Source organism: Achromobacter sp. 1014246743 (genome assembly GCF_059760725.1).
Window position 1 is genome coordinate 26,103 of sequence record NZ_JCBANA010000060.1, and the last position, 17,800, is coordinate 43,902.

Consider the following 17,800-nt stretch of genomic DNA (forward strand, 5'->3'; position numbering starts at 1 on the left):
GGGGTCTGCGAAGGCAGGCGGATCGGTACGTCGCGGCCGTCGTGAAAAATGCCTGAAAATGTTTTTCGGGCGGAATTGAAGCGCTCTGAAATCGTAGTCTGGCAAGATAGTGGCTGTCGCCGGGCTCGCGCGGCCCGAATTATCCTGTTCCCAGAGGAGATGTATTAGTGGTTCTATCCGCAACGATAGTATCGATCGCTTTCCCGTTTCGCCCATATGCCGCCAGTCTTTGGCGGCGCAGGCGAGGCAGGCCGTGGCCGGCGTTGCTGCTGGCGCTGATACTGAGTTGCGTGGCCCTGTCGTGGCAGGCGGACGCCCGGGCGGCAACGCCGCTGTTGCCGGCAGCCTCGGCGCCTGCCGACACCGCTTCTCCCGGCACGCTGTCCCCCGCCGCGCTGGCCGACCTGCTGGACAACCCCGACGCGCGCAAGGCCCTGGTGGATGCGCTGCGCGCGCAGGCAGCCGGCGCCGACCCCGCCGCAGCGCGTTCCGCTGACGCGCAAGCCAGGCCCGCGCCGGCAACGCCCGGATTGCAACAGCGCATGGCCGATGACGTGCAGCGCTTCCTGACCGGCGTGGCCACCGACATGGGCCAGGGCGTGGACGACATGGTGGCGCTGGCCTCGGGGCGCAGCCTGCGCATGGACAGCGGTACGGCGAGCCATGCCTTGATGCCGCTGCTGCTGGCGGCGGCGGCGACGATCATCGCCTTCCTGCTGCTACGCCTGATCGCGATGCGCATCTACACGCGCATCGACCACTGGGTGGCGCAACACGGCAGCAAGCCGGCCGCCGCGTCCGCGCGCGGCACGCCGCTGCCCATCCGGGTGCTGGGCCGGCGCGCGGGCGCGATCGTGGGGGCATTGGCGATTGACGTGGGGGTGGTGCTGCTGGCCGCGATGGCGGGCGGCGCGGCCGCCCTGTGGGGCACGCCGGGTCGCGGCACGCTGGACGCGCTGGCCGCCGTCTTCCTGCGGGCCTTCGTGTCGGTGGAAATCATCAAGGTCGTGATCCGCACGGTGTTCGCGGTGCGGCACCCGCATCTGCGGCTCCTGCCGATGGCCGATGCGTCCGCCAAGTACTGGAATGGCTGGCTGGTGCGCATCGTGGCGGCCGCGGGCTACGGCACGCTGCTGATCGATCCGGTGATGGCGGCCGCGTTGTCGCCGGCGCTGGGCCGGCTGGCCGGCATGGTCATCATGCTGGCGGTCTATGTATACGCCGTGCGCACCATCTGGCAGAACCGCCAGGCGGTGCGCGAGCATCTGGATCGCCGCGCCGCGGGGGCGGCCACGTTCCTGGGGGCGCGGCTGCATTTCCTGTCGCGCATATGGCACGTGCTGGGCATCGGCTACTTCACCATCTTGCTGGTGGTCAGCCAGGTCGATCCGACCAATGCCTTGCCTTTCATGGCCCGGGCCACGGCGCAGACGCTGCTGGTGATCGGGGTGAGCAGCCTCTTGATCCTGCTGCTGAACGCCATCCTGGCCAAGCCCATTCGATTGTCAGACGACCTGCGCCAGCGCCTGCCGCTGCTGGAGGCGCGGGTGAACGCCTACGTGCCGGCGCTGCTCAAGCTGGTGGGCTGGATCATCCGCATCGTGGCGGTGCTGCTGATCCTGGATGCCTGGCACGCGTTTGACCTGTCGCGCTGGCTGGCGTCGGACGCCGGGGGCGCGGCGATCAAGGTGACGCTCAATATCGTCATCGTGCTGTTGATCGCGGCGCTGGCCTGGACGGTGATCGCCAGCATCATCGAGCACCGCCTGAGCCAGCGCGAAGGTCGCGGCATGCCCAGTGCGCGCGAACGCACGTTGCTGGCGCTGTTTCGCAATGCGGCGCTGATCGTCATCGTGACGATGACGTTGATGGTGCTGCTGTCGCAGATCGGCATCGACGTCGGTCCGTTGATTGCCGGCGCGGGCGTGGTGGGCCTGGCGATCGGTTTTGGCGCCCAGAAGCTGGTGCAGGACATCATCACCGGCGTGTTCATCCAGCTTGAAAACGGCATGAACGAGAACGACGTGGTGCAGGTCGCGGGCGTGTTCGGCACGGTCGAGAAGATGACCATCCGGTCCGTGGGCATACGTACGCTGGACGGCGGCTACCACCTGGTGCCGTTTTCGTCGGTGGACGTGGTGGCCAACCACATGCGCGACTTCTCGTACCACCTGGGCGAATACACCATCGCGCACCGCGAAAGCGTGGACGACGCCATCGAGCATCTGCGCGCGGCGTTTGCCGAGCTGATGACCGATTCGGTGCTGGGACCCGAGATCCTGGAAGAGATGACGGTGGCCGGGGTCACGGCCGTCAACGACAAGGGCGTGACCATCCGCATCCTGATCAAGACCACGCCGGGCATGCAGTGGGCCGTGCAGCGCGGCTACAACCGCTTGCTCAAGAAGCACTTCGACGCCGCCGGCATCGAGCTGCCGTACCCGCACACGGTCGTGTACTTCGGGCAGGACAAGCGCGGCTACGCGCCGCCGGCCAATGTGGCCGTGCAGGCCGAACGGCCCGACGAGGGCGGCAACGCCCGGGCGGCAGGGCACACCCGCCGTCCCCTGGTGTCGGAATCCAGCACCGACGATTCGGCCGAGGTGCTGGGCAATGAACTCGAAGCGCGTCAGGAAGCCGAGGACGAGGCACCGCGCACGTAGCGGTAGAGCGGACAGGAGCGGGTTTCAGGGCAGCCTTGGACGGCTTGGCTGCCTCGAACCCGCCGCTTACGCCATGATGGCCGGTTCAGCGCGTTGGGCTGAAAGGCCAGGGGTGGCGTCAGCCCATTCGATCCGGTTGCGGCCCGCCGCCTTGCCGCGGTAGAGCGCGGAATCGGCTTGTCGCAGGGCGTCTTCCAGCCCCTGCACGCCATGGAAGTGCGGCGAAATCCCGATGGTGACGGTGCAGCGCAGCGATTGGTCGGATCCCGCCACCTTGATGGCCTGGTTTTCAATGTTGGCACGCAGGCGCTCGGCCAGGAGCATGACGCCGTCCGTGTCGGCATCGAGCAAGATGGCCACGAATTCTTCCCCGCCGATACGACCCGTCAGGTCGCCGCGACGCACGGTGGCACGCAGCAGATCCGCCACCTGGCAGATGACCTCGTCCCCGGCCTGGTGGCCGTAGGTGTCATTGATGCGCTTGAAATGATCCACATCCAGCAGCAGCAAACAGGCCGGCGCCGCCTGTCGCGCGTTGAAGTATTGCTTCAGCGCATCCACCAGCCCTCGGCGATTGAGCAAGTTCGTCATGGGGTCGCGCGCCGCGATATTGCGCAGGCTGTCTGTCAGCCGCCGCAGCACCAGCCAGACGATGGCCGGCGGCACGATGGTGGCCAGGGTCGACATATAGATGTAGAAGATCATCTGGAAGCGGCTGTCCATGTGCAGGGCATCCAGGCCATCGTCCACGATCTTCATGAACTTCAGCGCGTTCAGGACACAGATGCCGCCGATCAGCAGCGAGAAAAAGATCATTTCGCCGTACAGGTCCTTGGCGAACGTGCGCACGCCGTAGATCACGGTCAGGGTCATGGCAAAGAACAGCACGGTCGCCATCGCCGCCAGCATGGCGTAGCGGGCGGCGGGGCCGGCGTTCCCTTGCACCAGTAATTGCGCCAGGCCGTAGGCCGCCGCAAAGGCGATCAACGGACGCCACAGCGGAACCTGGCGCCCGAAGAAACGCATCGCGCCGAGCCAGTAGGCGATCGGCGCAGCCAGCGTAAGAATGTGGTTGACCACGCTCATCAGGCTCCAGGCCGGGCCGCCTTCCAGCAATTGCAGGATGTAGGCCGACGCCAGCAACAGGTTGCCCACGGCAAAATAATCCATCCCCATCCTGTTGCCAGGCAGGCGACGGCTGATCAATAAGAACATGCCTGAAAAGCACAACAGGTGTGCGCACAGCATGGCAACGAGTGTGGAGGCAACCATAGTGGGGAGGGGAAAGGGATGTGCACTGCCAGCCAGGAAGCGACCGGGCCGTCGTTGACGTCATCCGACAGGGGGGGAAGTCATTGTCGATGAATGGCCGTGTCACTCGCCCTGCAGCGCGCGCCGCAGCGCGGCCCGGGCCAGGATGCGGGTGGAATCCAGCGTCGGCAGCGCGCAGTTGCCGTCGTTGAGCACCAGCGGCAGTTCGGTGCAGCCCAGCACCACCGCATCGCAGCCGGCGTCGCGCAGCCGCGTCACCACGTCTTGCAGCAACGCCACCGACGCCGGCCGGAAATCGCCATAGACCAGTTCGTCCATGATGATCCGCGCCAGCAGGTCGCGGTCGGATTCGGATGGCCGCACGCATTCCAGGCCCTGGGCCGCCAGCTTGTCGGGATAGACGGGGCTGTCCACCAGCCAGCGCGTGCCGGTGATGCCGATGCGGCGAAAGCCGCGCTGGGCGGCTTCCAAGGCGACTTCTTCGGCGATGTGCAGCCAGGGCAGGGGCGATTGCGGCAGCACGTGGCCCAGCGCCTGGTGAATGGTGTTGTCGGGGCAGATCAGGAAGTCGGCCCCTGCGCGCGCCAGCTTGCCGGCCGACGACCGCATCAGCGCGCCCACGCCGGCCAGGTCACCCTGGTTGAGGCAGGCCACGTAGTCGGCCAGCGAATGGGTGTGCAGCGAGACCTCGGGGTGGGCATGCGGGCCCAGTTGCTGCGCGCCTTCGGCGCAGATCGTGCGATAGCACAGCGCGGCGCCTTCTGCCGAACAGGCGACGATGCCGATGTGCAGGGGCGGGCGGGGTGTCATGCGGGGGATCTCCTTGGGTGTGCGGGTCTGCGCCAGGCGGCGGCGCCACGATGGTGCGACAGGCAGGCGATGCCGCCGCTTTACTCGACCGTGCTCTTGGTCAGCGCCCGCACATGCCTGGCGATGCCGCGGAACTGTTCGGCCATGGCGTCCTGCTGCGCCTGCGGCAGCCGCGACAGGAACAGCTCGTCGATCGCGGGTCCATAGATCTTCCACATCTTGCGCCGCAGCGCCAGCCCGTCAGGCGTGATGCGGGCGTAGGTGGCGCGGCGGTCTTCGTCGCTGCGGAACCGTTCGACCAGCCCGGCGGCTTCGATGCGGTCCATCAGCCGCGTCAGGTTGTAGCGCGCGATGACCATGCGTTCGGCCATCTCGAACATGCGGGCGGTGCCCTGCGGCGCGCGTTCCAGCGCCCACAGCGCGTCATACCACGCGAGCGGCGGCAGGTCGGCAGCGGACAGTCTTTTTTCGATCTCTTCCACCACCAATGCATGCGCGGTCAGAAAGAGGCTCCACGCGTCGGGCTTGCCCGTGGCCATGCGGTCGTTCCTTGTCTGGAGATTCTGCTGTCGCGATTGTAGAGGCGGCGGCCGGCAAATCCCTTAACAGTTGCACTTGCAATTGTTTGGGAATCTTCATACGATTGCAATTGCACATTATGCAAATGCAATTCACGATATGAAATGAAGGCGCCGGCGCGTTCCGGCGTGGCGCCGCTTTCCCCAAAGGAGCATGCCCATGGAAACCGAGATCGATCCGATCGACGCCGACCCGCAGGAAACCCGGGAATGGCTGGACGCGATGCAGGCCGTGCTGGCCCACGAAGGCCTGCCGCGCACGCACTACCTGCTGGACCAGCTGATCAACCAGGACCGCGAGCGCCTGGGCGGCTACGCCGCGCCGGGTGTCACGCCCTACGTCAATTCCATCGGCGTGGCGGGGCAGGCGCCGTTTCCGGGCGACGTGGGCATCGAATCGCGCCTGGACGCCTACCTGCGCTGGAACGCGATGGCGATGGTGCTGCGCGCCGGCAAGACCTCGGGCGTGGGCGGGCACATTGCCACGTACGCCTCGGCGACGACGCTGTACGAAACCGGCTACCGCCACTTTTTCCGCGCGGCCACGCCGGATTACCTGGGCGACATGCTGTACATCCAGGGGCATTCGGCGCCGGGCATCTACGCCCGCGCCTACCTGGAAGGGCGCATCTCGGAAGACGAACTGGACCGCTTCCGGCGCGAGATCGGCGGGGGCGGGCTGGCCTCGTACCCGCATCCGCGCACGATGCCGGGGTTCTGGCAGTTTCCGACGGTGTCGATGGGGCTGGGGCCGCTGATGGCGGCCTACCAGGCACGCTACATGCGCTACCTGGAAGACCGTGAACTGATCCCCGTGCAAGGCCGCCGGGTCTGGGGTTTTCTGGGCGACGGCGAACAGGACCAGCCCGAAACGCTGGCGGCGGTGGCCATGGCCGGGCGCGAAAAGCTGGACAACCTGATCTTCGTGGTCAATTGCAACCTGCAACGGCTGGACGGCCCGGTGCGCGGCAACGCCAAGATCATCCAGGAACTCGAAAGCGTCTACCGCGGCGCGGGCTGGAATGTGATCAAGGTGGTGTGGGGCAGCGGCTGGGACGCGCTGCTGGCGCAGGACCACGACGGCCGGTTGCGGCGCCGCATGATGCAGTGCGTGGACGGCGAATACCAGGTGTTCAAGGCGCGCGGCGGCGCCTATGTGCGCGAACATTTCTTCGGCGCGGACCCGGTGCTGCTCGAACGCGTGGCGCACCTGTCCGACGACGAGATCGGCGCGCTGAACCGCGGCGGGCATGACCCGGTCAAGGTGCATGCGGCCTACGCCGCGGCGTTGGCGCATCGCGGCCAGCCCACCGTGATCCTGGCCAAGACGGTGAAGGGCTACGGCATGGGGGCGGCCGGCGAGGCGGCCAATACCAACCACCAGCAAAAGAAGATGGCGGACCCGGCGGTGCGGGCGTTTCGGGACCGCTTCGGCATCCCGGTGGCCGACGACCGGCTGGCCGAGATTCCGTACATCAAGCCGGCGCCCGGCAGCGCCGAGCAGGCCTATTTCGACGCGGGCATCCAGCGCGCGGGCGGCCACCTGCCGCGCCGGCCCGCCGGCCCGGGGCCGCAGGCCATGCCGGCGCTGGCCGCGTTTGCCGCGCACCTGAAGGGCAGCGACGGGCGCGAGTTTTCCACGACCATGGCGTTCGTGCGCATCCTGGCGCAACTGCTGAAGGACCCGGACATCGGCGCCAAGGTGGTGCCGATCGTGCCCGACGAATCGCGCACCTTCGGCATGGACGGCATGTTCCGCCAGGTGGGCATCTATTCGCACGTGGGCCAGCTGTACACGCCGCAAGACGCCGACCAGCTGAGCGTCTATCGCGAAGACCGCCGCGGCCAGATCCTGCAGGAAGGCATCAACGAATCGGGCGCGATGTCGTCATGGATCGCGGCGGCCACGGCCTACAGCACGCACGGCGTGGCGACGATTCCGTACTATATCTTCTATTCGATGTTCGGCTTTCAGCGGGTGGGCGACCTGGCCTGGGCGGCGGGCGATATCCGCGCACGCGGCTTCCTGCTGGGCGCGACGTCGGGCCGCACCACGCTGGAAGGCGAAGGGCTGCAGCACGACGATGGCCACAGCCACGTGCTGGCCTCGGTGATTCCGTCGTGCATCGCCTACGACCCGGCCTATGCCTGCGAGATCGCGGTGATCGTGCAGGACGGCCTGCGCCGCATGTACCAGGAAGAGGAAGACGTTTTCTACTACCTGACGCTGATCAACGAGAAGACCGCGCATCCGCCGCTGCCCGCAGGCGCCGAAGCCGGCATCCTGAAGGGCATGTACCGGCTGCGCGAGGGCGGGCCGGGCGAGGTGCGTGCGCAGTTGCTGGGCAGCGGGGCGATCCTGGCCGAGACCCTGGCCGCGGCCGAGCTGCTGCAGCAGGACTACGGCGTGGCCGCCGACGTCTGGAGCGTCACCAGCTATTCCGAGCTGCGGCGCGACGGCCAGGAAACCGAACGCTGGAACCGCCTGCATCCGCTGGACCCGGCGCGGCGCGGCTACGCACAAAGCTGCCTGGCCGATACGGCCGGGCCGGTGGTGGCGGCGACCGACTATATGAAGACGGTGGCCGAGCAGATCCGCCCCTTTCTGGCGGGACGCCGCTACGTCACGCTGGGGACGGACGGCTTTGGCCGGTCGGATACGCGCCAGGCGCTGCGGGCGTTCTTCGAGGTGGACCGGCATCACATCGTGCTGGCGACCTTGAAGGCGCTGGCCGATGACGGGGTCTTGCCGCCCGAGCAGGCGGCGGATGCGATCCGGCGTTACGGGCTGGACCCGGAGGCCGTGTCGGCGGCGTTGCCCTGACGAGCGGCGTGGCCCCAGGGCGGGCTTGTGGGCAGGCGGCGGCGCCATGGACGCCGACCGCCGGGCCTGTCAGGGGGGCTATGCGGCGCGGCGCGCCAGCAAGGCCCAGATGCCCGCGACCGACAGCAGCGCGCCGCCGCCCAGGTTGAAGCCGCGCTGCGCCCGCGGCGAAGCCAGCAGGCGGCGCGCCGAGTCCGCGAACAGCGCGTACACGGTGGCGTTGATGCCGGCGCAGACCACGAAGGTGGCCGACAGCGTCCACAACTGGCGCGTCACGTCGCCGGTCGGGTTGATGAACTGGGGCAGGAAGGCCACGAAGAAGATGATGCCCTTGGGGTTCAGCGCCGTCACCAGGTAGGTGTTGGCGAACAGCTTCCAGCGCGAACCGGCGGCGCCGGCCTGCGGCAGCGTGGCGGGGGCCACGCCGGCCCGCAGCAGCTTGAAGCCCAGGTACAGCAGGTACAGGCCGCCGACGGTCTTGACCACGGTGAACCAGAACGCCGATGCCGACAGCAGGGCGCCCACGCCCAGCAGCGACAGCGCCAGCGCGGTGGAATCCCCCAGCGCCACGGCCAGCACCAGCGGCAGGCGGGCGCGCTTGCCATGGGTGATCGAATAGCTGATGACGGTCAGGATGGTGGGGCCGGGCAGCATCACCAGCAGGGCGGACGCGCCCAGGAAGGCGAGCCAGGTTTCGAGCGACATGGGTCTTGCTCCAGAGTAGGGGGGCGGCGGCGTCGCCCCTGGCGGCCAATGTATCCCAAGGTGCAGGGCTTTGGGCGCGTCTGGGGGGAGCGTGGTGCAAAATACAGGTTTCCCGGACAGTGAACGCGGCCCCGCAAGGCGGCAGCGAAGGAAATTCCATGGCATTCGATTTTGATCTGTTTGTGATCGGCGCGGGCTCGGGCGGCGTGCGCGCGGCGCGGTTTGCGGCCGGTTTCGGTGCCCGCGTGGCCGTGGCCGAAAGCCGTTACCTGGGCGGCACCTGCGTCAACGTGGGTTGCGTGCCCAAGAAGCTCCTGGTCTACGGCGCCCACTACAGCGAAGACTTCGAACAGGCGCACGGCTTTGGCTGGACCGCCGGCCAGCCCCGCTTCGACTGGGCCACGCTGATCGCCAACAAGAACCGCGAGATCCAGCGTCTTAACGGCATTTACCGCAATTTGCTGGTCAATAGCGGCGTGACGCTGCTGGAAGCCCACGCCCGCATCAAAGACCCGCACACGGTCGAGGTCGACGGCAAGTCGTACACCGCGGCCAACATTCTGGTGGCCACCGGCGGCTGGCCGCAGGTGCCGGACATTCCCGGCAAGGAACATGCCATCACCTCGAACGAGGCCTTTTTCCTGCCGGCGCTGCCCAAGCGCGTGCTGGTGGTGGGCGGCGGCTACATCGCGGTCGAATTCGCCTCTATTTTCAATGGCATGGGCGCACAGACCACCCAGGTCTACCGCGGCCCGCTGTTCCTGCGCGGCTTTGACGGCGCGGTGCGCGAACACCTGCGCGACGAGCTCACCAAGAAGGGCATCGACCTGCGCTTCAATGCCGACGTCGCGCGCATCGACAAGCGCGCCGACGGCGTGCTGGCCGCCACGCTGAAGGACGGCTCGGTCATCGAGACCGACTGCGTGTTCTACGCCACCGGGCGCCGCCCGATGCTGGACAACCTGGGCCTGGAAAACACCGGCGTCAAGTTCGACGACAAGGGCTTCATCGCCGTCGACGACGAATACCGCACGGCCGAACCGTCGATCCTGGCGCTGGGCGACGTCATCGGCCGGGTGCCGCTGACGCCGGTGGCGCTGGCCGAGGGCATGGCGGTGGCGCGACGCCTGTTCCGCCCCGAGGAATACCGCAAGGTGGACTACAAGCTGATTCCCACCGCCGTGTTCAGCCTGCCCAATATCGGCACGGTGGGCATGACCACCGAAGAGGCGCGCGAGGCCGGCCACGAGATCAAGCTGTTCGAAAGCCGCTTTCGCCCGATGAAGCTCACGCTGACCGAGTCCCAGGAAAAGACGTTGATGAAGCTGATCGTCGACGCCAGGACCGACCGGGTGCTGGGCGTGCACATGGTGGGGCCGGACGCCGGCGAGATCGTGCAAGGCATCGCCATCGCCCTGAAGGCGGGCGCGACCAAGCAGGTCTTCGACGAGACGATCGGCATCCACCCGACGGCGGCCGAAGAGTTCGTGACACTGCGTACGCCAGTGGCGAACTAGCGGGGCGGGCCAGGCGCCCGCCGCGTTACAAGCGTTCGATCATGGCGCGCGCCGCGGCCGGCGCGCGCTCTTTGGCGCCGTTGATGAAAAACGCATACACCTCCTGTGGCTTGGGGCCGCCCGCCGCCTTGTGCGCGGCGATGCGCGGCAGGTCGGACGGGTCCGCACCGCGTGCCCAGGTGCGCAGCCGTTCGGCCCAGGCGTCCAGCACCTTGGGCGCGTAGCCGGCCTTGAAGGCGGTGCTGGCGCGCATCAGCCGGGCATACACGAAGGCGCCGGTGCGGTCGGCCAGCGACGGGTAGTCTTCGCTGTCGGTGTAGACGGTGGCGGCGCCATGCCGGCGGGCCAGGTCCAGGTATTGCTCGCAGGCAAAACTGGGATGGCGCACGTCCAGCACGTGGCGCAGCGGCAGGCCGTCGACCGTGTCGGGCAGCAGGGCCAGGAAGGCGCCGAAATCGTCCGGGTTGAACACCTTGGTGGGCGCGAACTGCCACACGATGGGCCCCAGCTTCGGGCCCAGTTCGGCGATGCCGCCGTGCACGAAGCGGTGCACGGATTCCCCGGCGCCGGCCAGCTCGCGGCGGTTGGTGGCGTAGCGCGAGGCCTTGAGCGAAAACACGAAACCGTCGGGCGTCTCGTCGCGCCATTTGGCGAAGGTGGCCGGCTTCTGGCTGCTGTAGTAGGTGCCGTTGATTTCGATGGCGGTGAGCTGGCGGCTGGCGTATTCGAGCTCGCGGGCGTGGGGCAGGCCTTCGGGGTAGAAGGTGCCGCGCCACGGGGCGTAAGTCCAGCCGCCGATGCCGATACGGATGGCGGCAGGCTTGTGCGCGGCGGGCGATTTGCGCAGGGGCATGGGCGGGGTCCTTTCCGGGATTGCGGAGCACCCCACCCACTCTATCCCTGTCCGGCCGCGCGTCCCATCCGTCCACATTTAAAAAGCGCGGATTGTCGGCGAGGGTTCAGCCGGGGTGTTGCCTGGATGCCGCGTCTGGCGCGTGGCGCGGCACGGGCGCATCGAAAAAACACGCTGTTCCGATACAGATTTCAGATAACGTGCAGCGCATCCCTTCACTGCCGTCCGGCGCGCGCCGGCTCATCATGCCTGACATTGCCAATCTCCTGACGTTCGCCCTGGTTGCCCTGGGCATGGTGCTCACGCCCGGGCCCAACATGATCTATCTGGTGTCGCGTTCGATTTCGCAGGGCCCCAAGGCCGGGCTGATTTCGCTGGGCGGCGTGGCGGTGGGGTTCGTGTTCTATGTGCTGTGCGCCGCGTTCGGCATCACGGTGCTGCTGATGGCGGTGCCGTATGCCTACGATGCGCTGCGTTTCGGCGGCGCGCTGTATCTGCTGTACCTGGCCTGGCAGGCGGTGCGGCCGGGCGGACGCTCGCCGTTCCAGGTGCGCGAACTGCCGCCCAGCAGCGCGCGCACACTGTTCTCGATGGGGCTGGTGACCAACCTGCTCAATCCCAAGGTCGCGGTGATGTATGTGTCGCTGCTGCCGCAGTTCATCCAGCCCGACCACGGCAGCGTGTTCACGCAGTCGATCGCGCTGGGCATGACGCAGGTGGCGGTCAGCCTGTCGGTGAATGCGGTCATCGCGATCATGGCGGGGTCGATTGCCGGCTTCCTGGCCGGGCGCCCGCTGTGGATGGTGGTGCAGCGCTGGCTGATGGGCACGGTCCTGGCCGGCCTGGCGCTGCGCATGGCGCTGGATTCTCGCCGCTGATGGACGCCGCCCATTCGTATCTGCCCGGCATGCTGCTGGCGTATTCCGCGTTCGTGCTGGCGACCGTCAGCCCCGGACCGGCGGTGCTGGCCACGCTGGGCACCGCGATGAGCGCGGGACGCCGCGCGGGCGTGATGCTCGGGCTGGGCGTGGCAATGGGCTCGTGCAGCCTGGGCGTGCTGACGGCGCTGGGCCTGTCGGTGGTGCTGGCGTCGTATGCCGGGGCGCTGGTGGCCATCAAGATTGCCGGCGGCCTGTACTTGCTGTGGTTGGCGGTGAAGTCGCTGCGCTCGGCCGCCAGGCGGCACGTGCTGCCGGCGATGACGGACGGGGCACGGCGGGGCGCGTTGGCGTATTTTGCGCGCGGCTGGGCGGTGCAGATCAGCAATCCCAAGGCCATCCTGGCCTGGATCGCCATCATCTCGCTGGGCTTGAAACCCGGCGCGCCGCACTGGGTGGCCCCGGCCATCGTCGTGGCGTGCACGCTGACCGGCATGGCGTTCTACAGCCTGTGCGCGGTGGTGTTTTCCAGTCCCGCCATGGCGCGCGGCTACGCCCGCGCGCGGCGCGTCATCGATGGCGTGCTGGGGGTGTTCTTTGCGGCGGCGGCGGTCAGGCTGCTGACCAGCAAGACCTGAACCCCGGTCTGCGCAGGGGCTGCTGCGGCCGCCATACCGGCTGCCGCAGCACCGGCTGCCGCAGCATCGGCTGCCGCAGCATCGGCTGCCGCAGCATCGGCTGCCGCTGTTCTGGCATCACTTGCGCGCTGCCCTCGCCAGCTTGCCCAACTGCTTGACCAGCCCCGGAAAACGATCGGCGCTGGTGTTGCCGTAGCCGATCACCAGGCCGTTGTCCTGCGGCTGCGGCGTGATGGCGAAGGTCGACAGCGCGTTGGGGTTCATGCCCAGCTTGCGGGCCTGCTCGACGATGGCGCGGTCCGACAGGTCTGGCGGCAGGCGCACGGTCAGGTGCAGGCCGCTGTGGCCGCCCAGCACCTCGTGGTCCACCCCCAGGTGTTCGGCGAGCGCGTCGCGCAGCGCGGCCTGGCGGTCGCGGTACAGCCGCCGCATGCGGCCCAGGTGGCGCGAAAACTGGCCGTTTTCGATGAAGGCGGCCATGGTCAGCTGTTCCAGCCGGTGGCCGCCGCGCAGCATTTCGATGATGGACGGCATGGCCGGGCCGGCAATGGCCTGCGGCAGCACCAGGAAGCCCAGCCGCAAGGCGGGGAACATGGTCTTGCTGAAGGTGCCCACGTACAGCACGGGCGCGTCGGGCAGCAGGCCCTGCATGGCGGCGATGGGTTCGCCCTGGTGGCGGAATTCGCTGTCGTAGTCGTCTTCGATGATCCAGGCGCCGGCCTGGCGGGCGCGTTCCAGCAGGTCCAGCCGGCGCGCCAGCGACAGCACCGCGCCGGTCGGGTATTGGTGGGTGGGCGTGGTCTGGATCAGGCGCGGGGGCTGTGTGTCCCAGGCGTCGTCGGGGATGGCGATGCCATCGGTGTCCACCCGCATGGCGACCACGTTCAGGTCGCCTGCGTGGAAGGCGGCCTTGGCGCCGCGGTAACCGGGCTCTTCGAGCCAGGCGGTGTCGCCCGGGTTGGTCAACAGCTGCACGCACAGGGCCAGCGCGCCTTGCGCGCCCTCGGTGATGACGATGCGGTCGGCATCGCAGCGCACCCCGCGCGACACGCGCAGGTATTGGGCGATGGCCTCGCGCAGCGCCGGTTCGCCCACGGGCGGGCCGTAGCCCAGCGTGGCGGCGGGGGCGGCCTGCAGGGCGCGATCCTGCGCGCGGCGCCAGGCATTGATGGGAAACTGCGTCAGCGCCGGCGTGCCGGGGGTGAGCGGCAGCGCGCCGTCGTTGGGCGCGCGGGTGGCGACGATGCGCGACAGCCGCTGGGCGGTGCGAAAGGCGGGCGCCGGGGGCGCCGCGGCCTGCTTGGCGGCGCTGGCCGCCGCGGCCGACAGGGGCGCCACCCGGGTGCCCTGGCGGTCGGCAATGACGTAGCCTTCGGCCGTCAATTGCTCGTAGGCGATCAGCACGGTATTGCGCGAAATGGCCAGCTCGTCGGCCAGCACGCGCGAGGCGGGCAGTTTGCCGCCGGCCGGCAACTGGCCTGCCAGGATGGCCTGCTTCAGGCGCTGGATCAGCTGGCGCTGGCGCGGCAGCGCGCCGGGCCCGCGCGCCAGGGGGCTGGACAACAAACCGGCACCGTCTATCATGGCTCTATTAAATTCAGGGGTCGTGGTGCTTTTTATCATGCCACGATTTGGCTATCGTGAGGGCATGCCAGGGCCGCTTGCCACCATGCAGCGGCCCGGCTTGCGTCGCCACCGCCGGCGGCGTTTTCCAACCTGGATGAGGCTCAGCAAGCATGCAACCCCGCGTCAATGCTCACCAACAACCCGTCGGCCCCGACTTGCCTGACTGGACGCCGCGCCCGCGCCCGCCGGTCACGCCCATCGAGGGCCGCTACTGCCGGCTGGAACCCTTGTCGGCCGAGCGCCACGCGGCCGATCTGTTCCAGGCCTTCAGCCAGGCGCCGGACGGCAGGGACTGGACGTACATGAGCGTCGGCCCCTTTGCCGATGCCGAGGCTTACCGCAAGTTTGCCGAACAGGCCCAGGCGCATGCCGCCAGTGACCCGATGCATCATGCCGTCATCGATCTGGCCACCGGCCGTGCCATCGGCTCGCTGTCGCTGATGCGCATCGATCCGGCCAATGGCGCCATCGAGGTCGGTTTCGTGGCGTTTTCGCCGTTGCTCAAGCGCACCCGCATTGCGACCGAGGCGCAGTTCCTGCTGATGCGGCGCGCCTTCGACGAGCTGGGGTATCGCCGCTATGAATGGAAGTGCGACAGCCTGAACGGGCCGTCGCGCGCCGCCGCCGCCCGCCTGGGCTTCCAGTTCGAGGGTATCTTCCGCCAGGCGACGGTGTACAAGGGCCGCAGCCGCGACACAGCCTGGTTCTCGATCATCGACAGCGAATGGCCGGCCCTGCGCGCCGCCTACGAACGCTGGCTCAGCCCGGACAACTTCGATGCCGAAGGCGGCCAGCGCCAAGGCCTGGCGGACCTGATCGCCCGGGAAAAGGCCGCGTGCGCCTGATCCCCGTGGCATTGGCCCTGTTCTGGGGCCTGAACTGGCCGGCGGTGAAGATCGTGCTGTCGATCTGCCCGCCGTTCACCCTGCGCCTGTTGGGTCTGGGCAGCGGGGCCTTGCTGCTGCTGGCGCTGGCGCGCGCCAAGCGGCTGCCTCTGCTGCCGCCCCGCGACGCGTGGTCAGGCATTGTGGTCGGGGGCATCCTGGCCGTGGCGGTGTTCAACCTGGCGGTGGCCTGGGCGCAGCTCAGCACCAGCACGTCGCGCGCCGCGGTGCTGACCTTCACCATGCCGATGATGTCGGCGCTGTTGGCCTGGGCCGTGCTGGGCGAACGCCTGGACCGCCGCCGCGGGCTGGCGTTGCTGCTGGGCGGGGCCGGGGTGGCGGTGCTGGCCTGGCCGGTGCTGCGCGCCGTTTTCGCAGAACATGACCTGGCCGCCGCGCGCGGCCTGGTGTTTCCGCTCACCGCCGCCTTCGGGTGGGCCGCCGGCACGGTCTACCTGAAGCGCTGGCCGGTGAGCGGCCGCCGCATCGTCATCACGGCCTGGCAGTTGGCGGTGGGCGCGGCCTGCGCCTTGGCCGGCGTGCTGCTGGCCGGCGAGTCGTTTCCGCGCCAGGGTTGGGATGGCCGGGTGGCGGCCGCATTGACCTTTCATATCGTGCTGGGCACGGCCGTGGCCTATTGGCTGTGGTTCGTGCTGAGCGAACGGGTCAGCGCCACGGTCGCGGCCCTGACCACCCTGATGGTACCGGTGGTGGGGGTGCTGGGCGCGATGGCATTGGTGGGCGATCGCCCGGCGCCGGCCGACTGGTGGGGCTTTGCGCTGGTGCTGGCGGGGGCCGCGCTGATCGTGCTGAACCTGGGCGCAAAGAAAAGCCCGGCGCGCGCGCCGGGCTAGACAGCGGCACGGCTCAGGCCCGCGGCGGGCGCCGCAATTTCTCGCGCAGCAAGCCCGCGCCGCTGACCAGCGAAATACCGGCCAGCACCATCACCGCGCCGATCACGAAGGCGCCGTCCAGCGGTTCGTCCAGGATCAGCACGCCGAACGACACGCCGAACAGCGGCGTCATGAACGACAGGATGGACAGGCGCGAAGCGAGATAGCGGCGCAGCAGCCAGAACCACGCCAGGTAGCTGGACAGCGCCACCACGACCGACTGGAACGCCACGCTGAGGATGGCCGCCTGCGTGGTGCGGATGCCGGCGTTGCCGGTGGCCGCGGCATAGCCCAGCAGCAGCACGGCGGCCACCGCCATCTGGTAGAACAGGGTCTTGGACGGCGCGGCTTCCGACAGCGCGGTGCGGCGGATCGCCACCGTGGTGGCGCCCCACAGCAGCCCGGCCAGCAAGCCCAGCGCATCGCCCAGCAGCATGTCGCTGCCGCCGGCCTGCGGTTTGCCGTTACCCAGGAAGGCCACGGCGATGCCGCCAAAGGCCACCGCCACGCCCACCCATTGCAGGGGTGCCATGCGTTCTTCGGGCATGCGCCAGTGCAGGCCCAGCGCGGTGAAGATCGGCGCGGTGTACAGAAACACCGACATGTGCGAGGCCGTGGTGTAGACCAGCCCCTGCGCGACCGCCAGGAACTCCAGCCCGAACAGCAGGCCTACCAGCAGGCCGGCGCCCAGGGTGCCGTCGCGCAGCGCCCGCGCGCCTTCGGCGCGCCACACCACCACCGCCAGCACCAGCGCGGCGAAGGTCGAGCGCAGCCCGACCTGCATGATGGGCGAAATGTCGGCGGCCACCAGCTTGATGGCGATCTGCTGGAACCCCCAGCAGACGCACAGCAGCAGCATCACGCTGGTGGCCAGCGTGTCCAGCGGACGGCGCAAGGGCGTCATTGCGGGCCCCGGCTCAAGGCAGTTCGGCGGGGTAGCTGTCCAGCGCCAGGCCGATCTGCTGGCGCAGGTCCCATTCGGCCAGGGTGGCTTGCACCGGGCCGAAGAAGGCGCCGTCGCGCGTCACGAACATGGCGGGCAGGTGAAAGACCTCGTAGCGTTCGACCAGGCCGCCGTTTTCGCCGGCATCCACCCAGCACACGCGTTCGACCGGCAACTCCAGCTTGGGCAGCTGTTCGCGGGCGATGCGGCAGGTGCCGCAGGTGCGGCTGTGGAACACCAGCAGCGACAGCCCGGGGGCGTCCAGCAGGTAGCGGTCGGCGGTGCTGTCGTTCAGTTCTATCTGTTCCATGGGGTCCGTGGGGTCTGGTTGGCGCAAGCTTAGCGCGACAGGACTCGATCCAGTTCCCGCACCGTCTGGTACAGCACGCGCGTGCCGTCCAGCAGTTGCGCCGGTTCGATCCATTCTTCGGGGCAGTGGCTGCGGCCGTGCAGGCAGGGGATGAAGATCATGCCGATGGGGCCGGTGGGCGCCATGTAGACCGCGTCGTGGCCCGCGCCGCTGGGCAGGCGCATGCTGGCGTAGCCCAGCTGGTCGGCGGCAGCCTTGACGGCATCCATCACCAGCGGTGCGCAGTCGGTGGGCTGGGCGCGGCTGAGCTGGGTGAAGCCGGCGGTCAGGCGCAGCGCCTTCAGGTCGTCGGCCACCGAGGCCATCAGCGTTTCGGGAAACGCGTCCAGCACCGCATTGCTGTCGC

The 17,800-nt window shown here is 68.6% G+C and carries 16 protein-coding genes; 7 read left to right on the top strand and 9 right to left on the bottom strand.

Features of this window, described 5'->3' with window-relative positions:
• The first annotated feature begins 290 nt into the window (after positions 1-290).
• Positions 291-2,663 carry a mechanosensitive ion channel domain-containing protein gene (locus AC6LJ2_RS22485; RefSeq protein WP_498152215.1) on the top strand — a complete coding sequence of 791 codons (2,373 nt, stop codon included), beginning with the start codon at positions 291-293 and terminating at the stop codon, positions 2,661-2,663.
• Positions 2,664-2,729: 66 nt separating this feature from the next.
• Here AC6LJ2_RS22485 and AC6LJ2_RS22490 read toward each other — a convergent pair whose 3' ends face one another.
• The 3 genes from AC6LJ2_RS22490 to AC6LJ2_RS22500 all read right to left on the bottom strand — a co-directional run bounded on the left by AC6LJ2_RS22490 (position 2,730) and on the right by AC6LJ2_RS22500 (position 5,284).
• Positions 2,730-3,935, bottom strand: coding sequence for a GGDEF domain-containing protein (locus AC6LJ2_RS22490; RefSeq protein ID WP_263911695.1), 1,206 nt, complete (start codon positions 3,933-3,935; stop codon positions 2,730-2,732).
• A gap of 102 nt (positions 3,936-4,037) precedes the next feature.
• Complete coding sequence (locus AC6LJ2_RS22495) at positions 4,038-4,745, bottom strand: aspartate/glutamate racemase family protein (RefSeq protein WP_498152216.1); 708 nt, start codon at positions 4,743-4,745, stop codon at positions 4,038-4,040.
• Between the two features lie 80 nt (positions 4,746-4,825).
• Positions 4,826-5,284 carry a MarR family winged helix-turn-helix transcriptional regulator gene (locus AC6LJ2_RS22500; RefSeq protein ID WP_263911697.1) on the bottom strand — a complete coding sequence of 153 codons (459 nt, stop codon included), beginning with the start codon at positions 5,282-5,284 and terminating at the stop codon, positions 4,826-4,828.
• Positions 5,285-5,483: 199 nt separating this feature from the next.
• Between AC6LJ2_RS22500 and aceE the strand changes: the two genes are divergently transcribed.
• Positions 5,484-8,147 (top strand): pyruvate dehydrogenase (acetyl-transferring), homodimeric type, encoded by a 2,664-nt coding sequence (gene aceE / locus AC6LJ2_RS22505; protein ID WP_498152217.1) that lies wholly within the window; start codon positions 5,484-5,486, stop codon positions 8,145-8,147.
• 78 nt (positions 8,148-8,225) lie between these two features.
• On the opposite strand, the gene AC6LJ2_RS22510 is transcribed toward aceE, so the two are convergent.
• Positions 8,226-8,852: a LysE family translocator gene (locus tag AC6LJ2_RS22510; RefSeq protein ID WP_263911699.1), complete on the bottom strand. Its 627-nt coding sequence runs from the start codon at positions 8,850-8,852 to the stop codon at positions 8,226-8,228.
• 158 nt (positions 8,853-9,010) lie between these two features.
• Between AC6LJ2_RS22510 and gorA the strand changes: the two genes are divergently transcribed.
• On the top strand, positions 9,011-10,369 hold the full coding sequence (gene gorA, locus AC6LJ2_RS22515; RefSeq protein ID WP_263911701.1) for a glutathione-disulfide reductase: 1,359 nt from the start codon (positions 9,011-9,013) through the stop codon (positions 10,367-10,369).
• Positions 10,370-10,394: 25 nt separating this feature from the next.
• Here gorA and AC6LJ2_RS22520 read toward each other — a convergent pair whose 3' ends face one another.
• A complete protein-coding gene (locus AC6LJ2_RS22520) occupies positions 10,395-11,222 on the bottom strand; it encodes a DUF72 domain-containing protein (RefSeq protein ID WP_498152218.1) in 828 nt (275 codons plus the stop codon).
• A gap of 245 nt (positions 11,223-11,467) precedes the next feature.
• Between AC6LJ2_RS22520 and AC6LJ2_RS22525 the strand changes: the two genes are divergently transcribed.
• The gene (locus tag AC6LJ2_RS22525; RefSeq protein WP_263911705.1) at positions 11,468-12,100 is read left to right on the top strand and encodes a LysE family translocator; all 633 of its coding nucleotides are present in this window, start codon (positions 11,468-11,470) and stop codon (positions 12,098-12,100) included.
• Positions 12,100-12,738 carry a LysE family transporter gene (locus tag AC6LJ2_RS22530; protein WP_263911706.1) on the top strand — a complete coding sequence of 213 codons (639 nt, stop codon included), beginning with the start codon at positions 12,100-12,102 and terminating at the stop codon, positions 12,736-12,738. The genes AC6LJ2_RS22525 and AC6LJ2_RS22530 overlap by 1 nt, the downstream gene beginning before the upstream one ends.
• Positions 12,739-12,855: 117 nt before the next feature.
• On the opposite strand, the gene pdxR is transcribed toward AC6LJ2_RS22530, so the two are convergent.
• Complete coding sequence (gene pdxR, locus AC6LJ2_RS22535; RefSeq protein ID WP_498152219.1) at positions 12,856-14,361, bottom strand: MocR-like pyridoxine biosynthesis transcription factor PdxR; 1,506 nt, start codon at positions 14,359-14,361, stop codon at positions 12,856-12,858.
• Between the two features lie 113 nt (positions 14,362-14,474).
• On the opposite strand from pdxR, the gene AC6LJ2_RS22540 reads away from it, so the two are divergent.
• Entirely contained in the window at positions 14,475-15,209 is a 735-nt protein-coding gene (locus AC6LJ2_RS22540; RefSeq protein ID WP_498152220.1) for a GNAT family N-acetyltransferase, read from the top strand.
• Positions 15,200-16,102, top strand: a complete 903-nt coding sequence (locus AC6LJ2_RS22545; RefSeq protein ID WP_498152221.1) for a DMT family transporter — start codon at positions 15,200-15,202, stop codon at positions 16,100-16,102. Before AC6LJ2_RS22540 ends, AC6LJ2_RS22545 begins: the two co-directional genes overlap by 10 nt.
• A 13-nt stretch (positions 16,103-16,115) precedes the next feature.
• Here AC6LJ2_RS22545 and AC6LJ2_RS22550 read toward each other — a convergent pair whose 3' ends face one another.
• From AC6LJ2_RS22550 to AC6LJ2_RS22560, 3 genes are all read right to left on the bottom strand, one after another.
• On the bottom strand, positions 16,116-17,045 hold the full coding sequence (locus AC6LJ2_RS22550; RefSeq protein WP_498152222.1) for a DMT family transporter: 930 nt from the start codon (positions 17,043-17,045) through the stop codon (positions 16,116-16,118).
• Between the two features lie 13 nt (positions 17,046-17,058).
• Positions 17,059-17,394: a thioredoxin family protein gene (locus AC6LJ2_RS22555; protein ID WP_175192475.1), complete on the bottom strand. Its 336-nt coding sequence runs from the start codon at positions 17,392-17,394 to the stop codon at positions 17,059-17,061.
• Positions 17,395-17,423: 29 nt separating this feature from the next.
• On the bottom strand, positions 17,424-17,800 hold a 377-nt coding region (locus AC6LJ2_RS22560), incomplete at its 5' end, for a M20/M25/M40 family metallo-hydrolase (protein WP_498152223.1).

Bases quoted from the DNA above. Each gene is read 5' to 3' on its own strand.
- AC6LJ2_RS22510 (WP_263911699.1), bottom strand. From the start codon at position 8,852: ATGTCGCTCGAAACCTGGCTCGCCTTCCTGGGCGCGTCCGCCCTGCTG.
- AC6LJ2_RS22520 (WP_498152218.1), bottom strand. From the start codon at position 11,222: ATGCCCCTGCGCAAATCGCCCGCCGCGCACAAGCCTGCCGCCATCCGT.
- gorA (WP_263911701.1), top strand. From the start codon at position 9,011: ATGGCATTCGATTTTGATCTGTTTGTGATCGGCGCGGGCTCGGGCGGC.
- AC6LJ2_RS22555 (WP_175192475.1), bottom strand. From the start codon at position 17,394: ATGGAACAGATAGAACTGAACGACAGCACCGCCGACCGCTACCTGCTG.
- AC6LJ2_RS22540 (WP_498152220.1), top strand. From the start codon at position 14,475: ATGCAACCCCGCGTCAATGCTCACCAACAACCCGTCGGCCCCGACTTG.
- AC6LJ2_RS22525 (WP_263911705.1), top strand. From the start codon at position 11,468: ATGCCTGACATTGCCAATCTCCTGACGTTCGCCCTGGTTGCCCTGGGC.
- AC6LJ2_RS22490 (WP_263911695.1), bottom strand. From the start codon at position 3,935: ATGGTTGCCTCCACACTCGTTGCCATGCTGTGCGCACACCTGTTGTGC.
- AC6LJ2_RS22550 (WP_498152222.1), bottom strand. From the start codon at position 17,045: ATGACGCCCTTGCGCCGTCCGCTGGACACGCTGGCCACCAGCGTGATG.
- AC6LJ2_RS22495 (WP_498152216.1), bottom strand. From the start codon at position 4,745: ATGACACCCCGCCCGCCCCTGCACATCGGCATCGTCGCCTGTTCGGCA.
- AC6LJ2_RS22500 (WP_263911697.1), bottom strand. From the start codon at position 5,284: ATGGCCACGGGCAAGCCCGACGCGTGGAGCCTCTTTCTGACCGCGCAT.
- AC6LJ2_RS22530 (WP_263911706.1), top strand. From the start codon at position 12,100: ATGGACGCCGCCCATTCGTATCTGCCCGGCATGCTGCTGGCGTATTCC.
- pdxR (WP_498152219.1), bottom strand. From the start codon at position 14,361: ATGATAAAAAGCACCACGACCCCTGAATTTAATAGAGCCATGATAGAC.
- aceE (WP_498152217.1), top strand. From the start codon at position 5,484: ATGGAAACCGAGATCGATCCGATCGACGCCGACCCGCAGGAAACCCGG.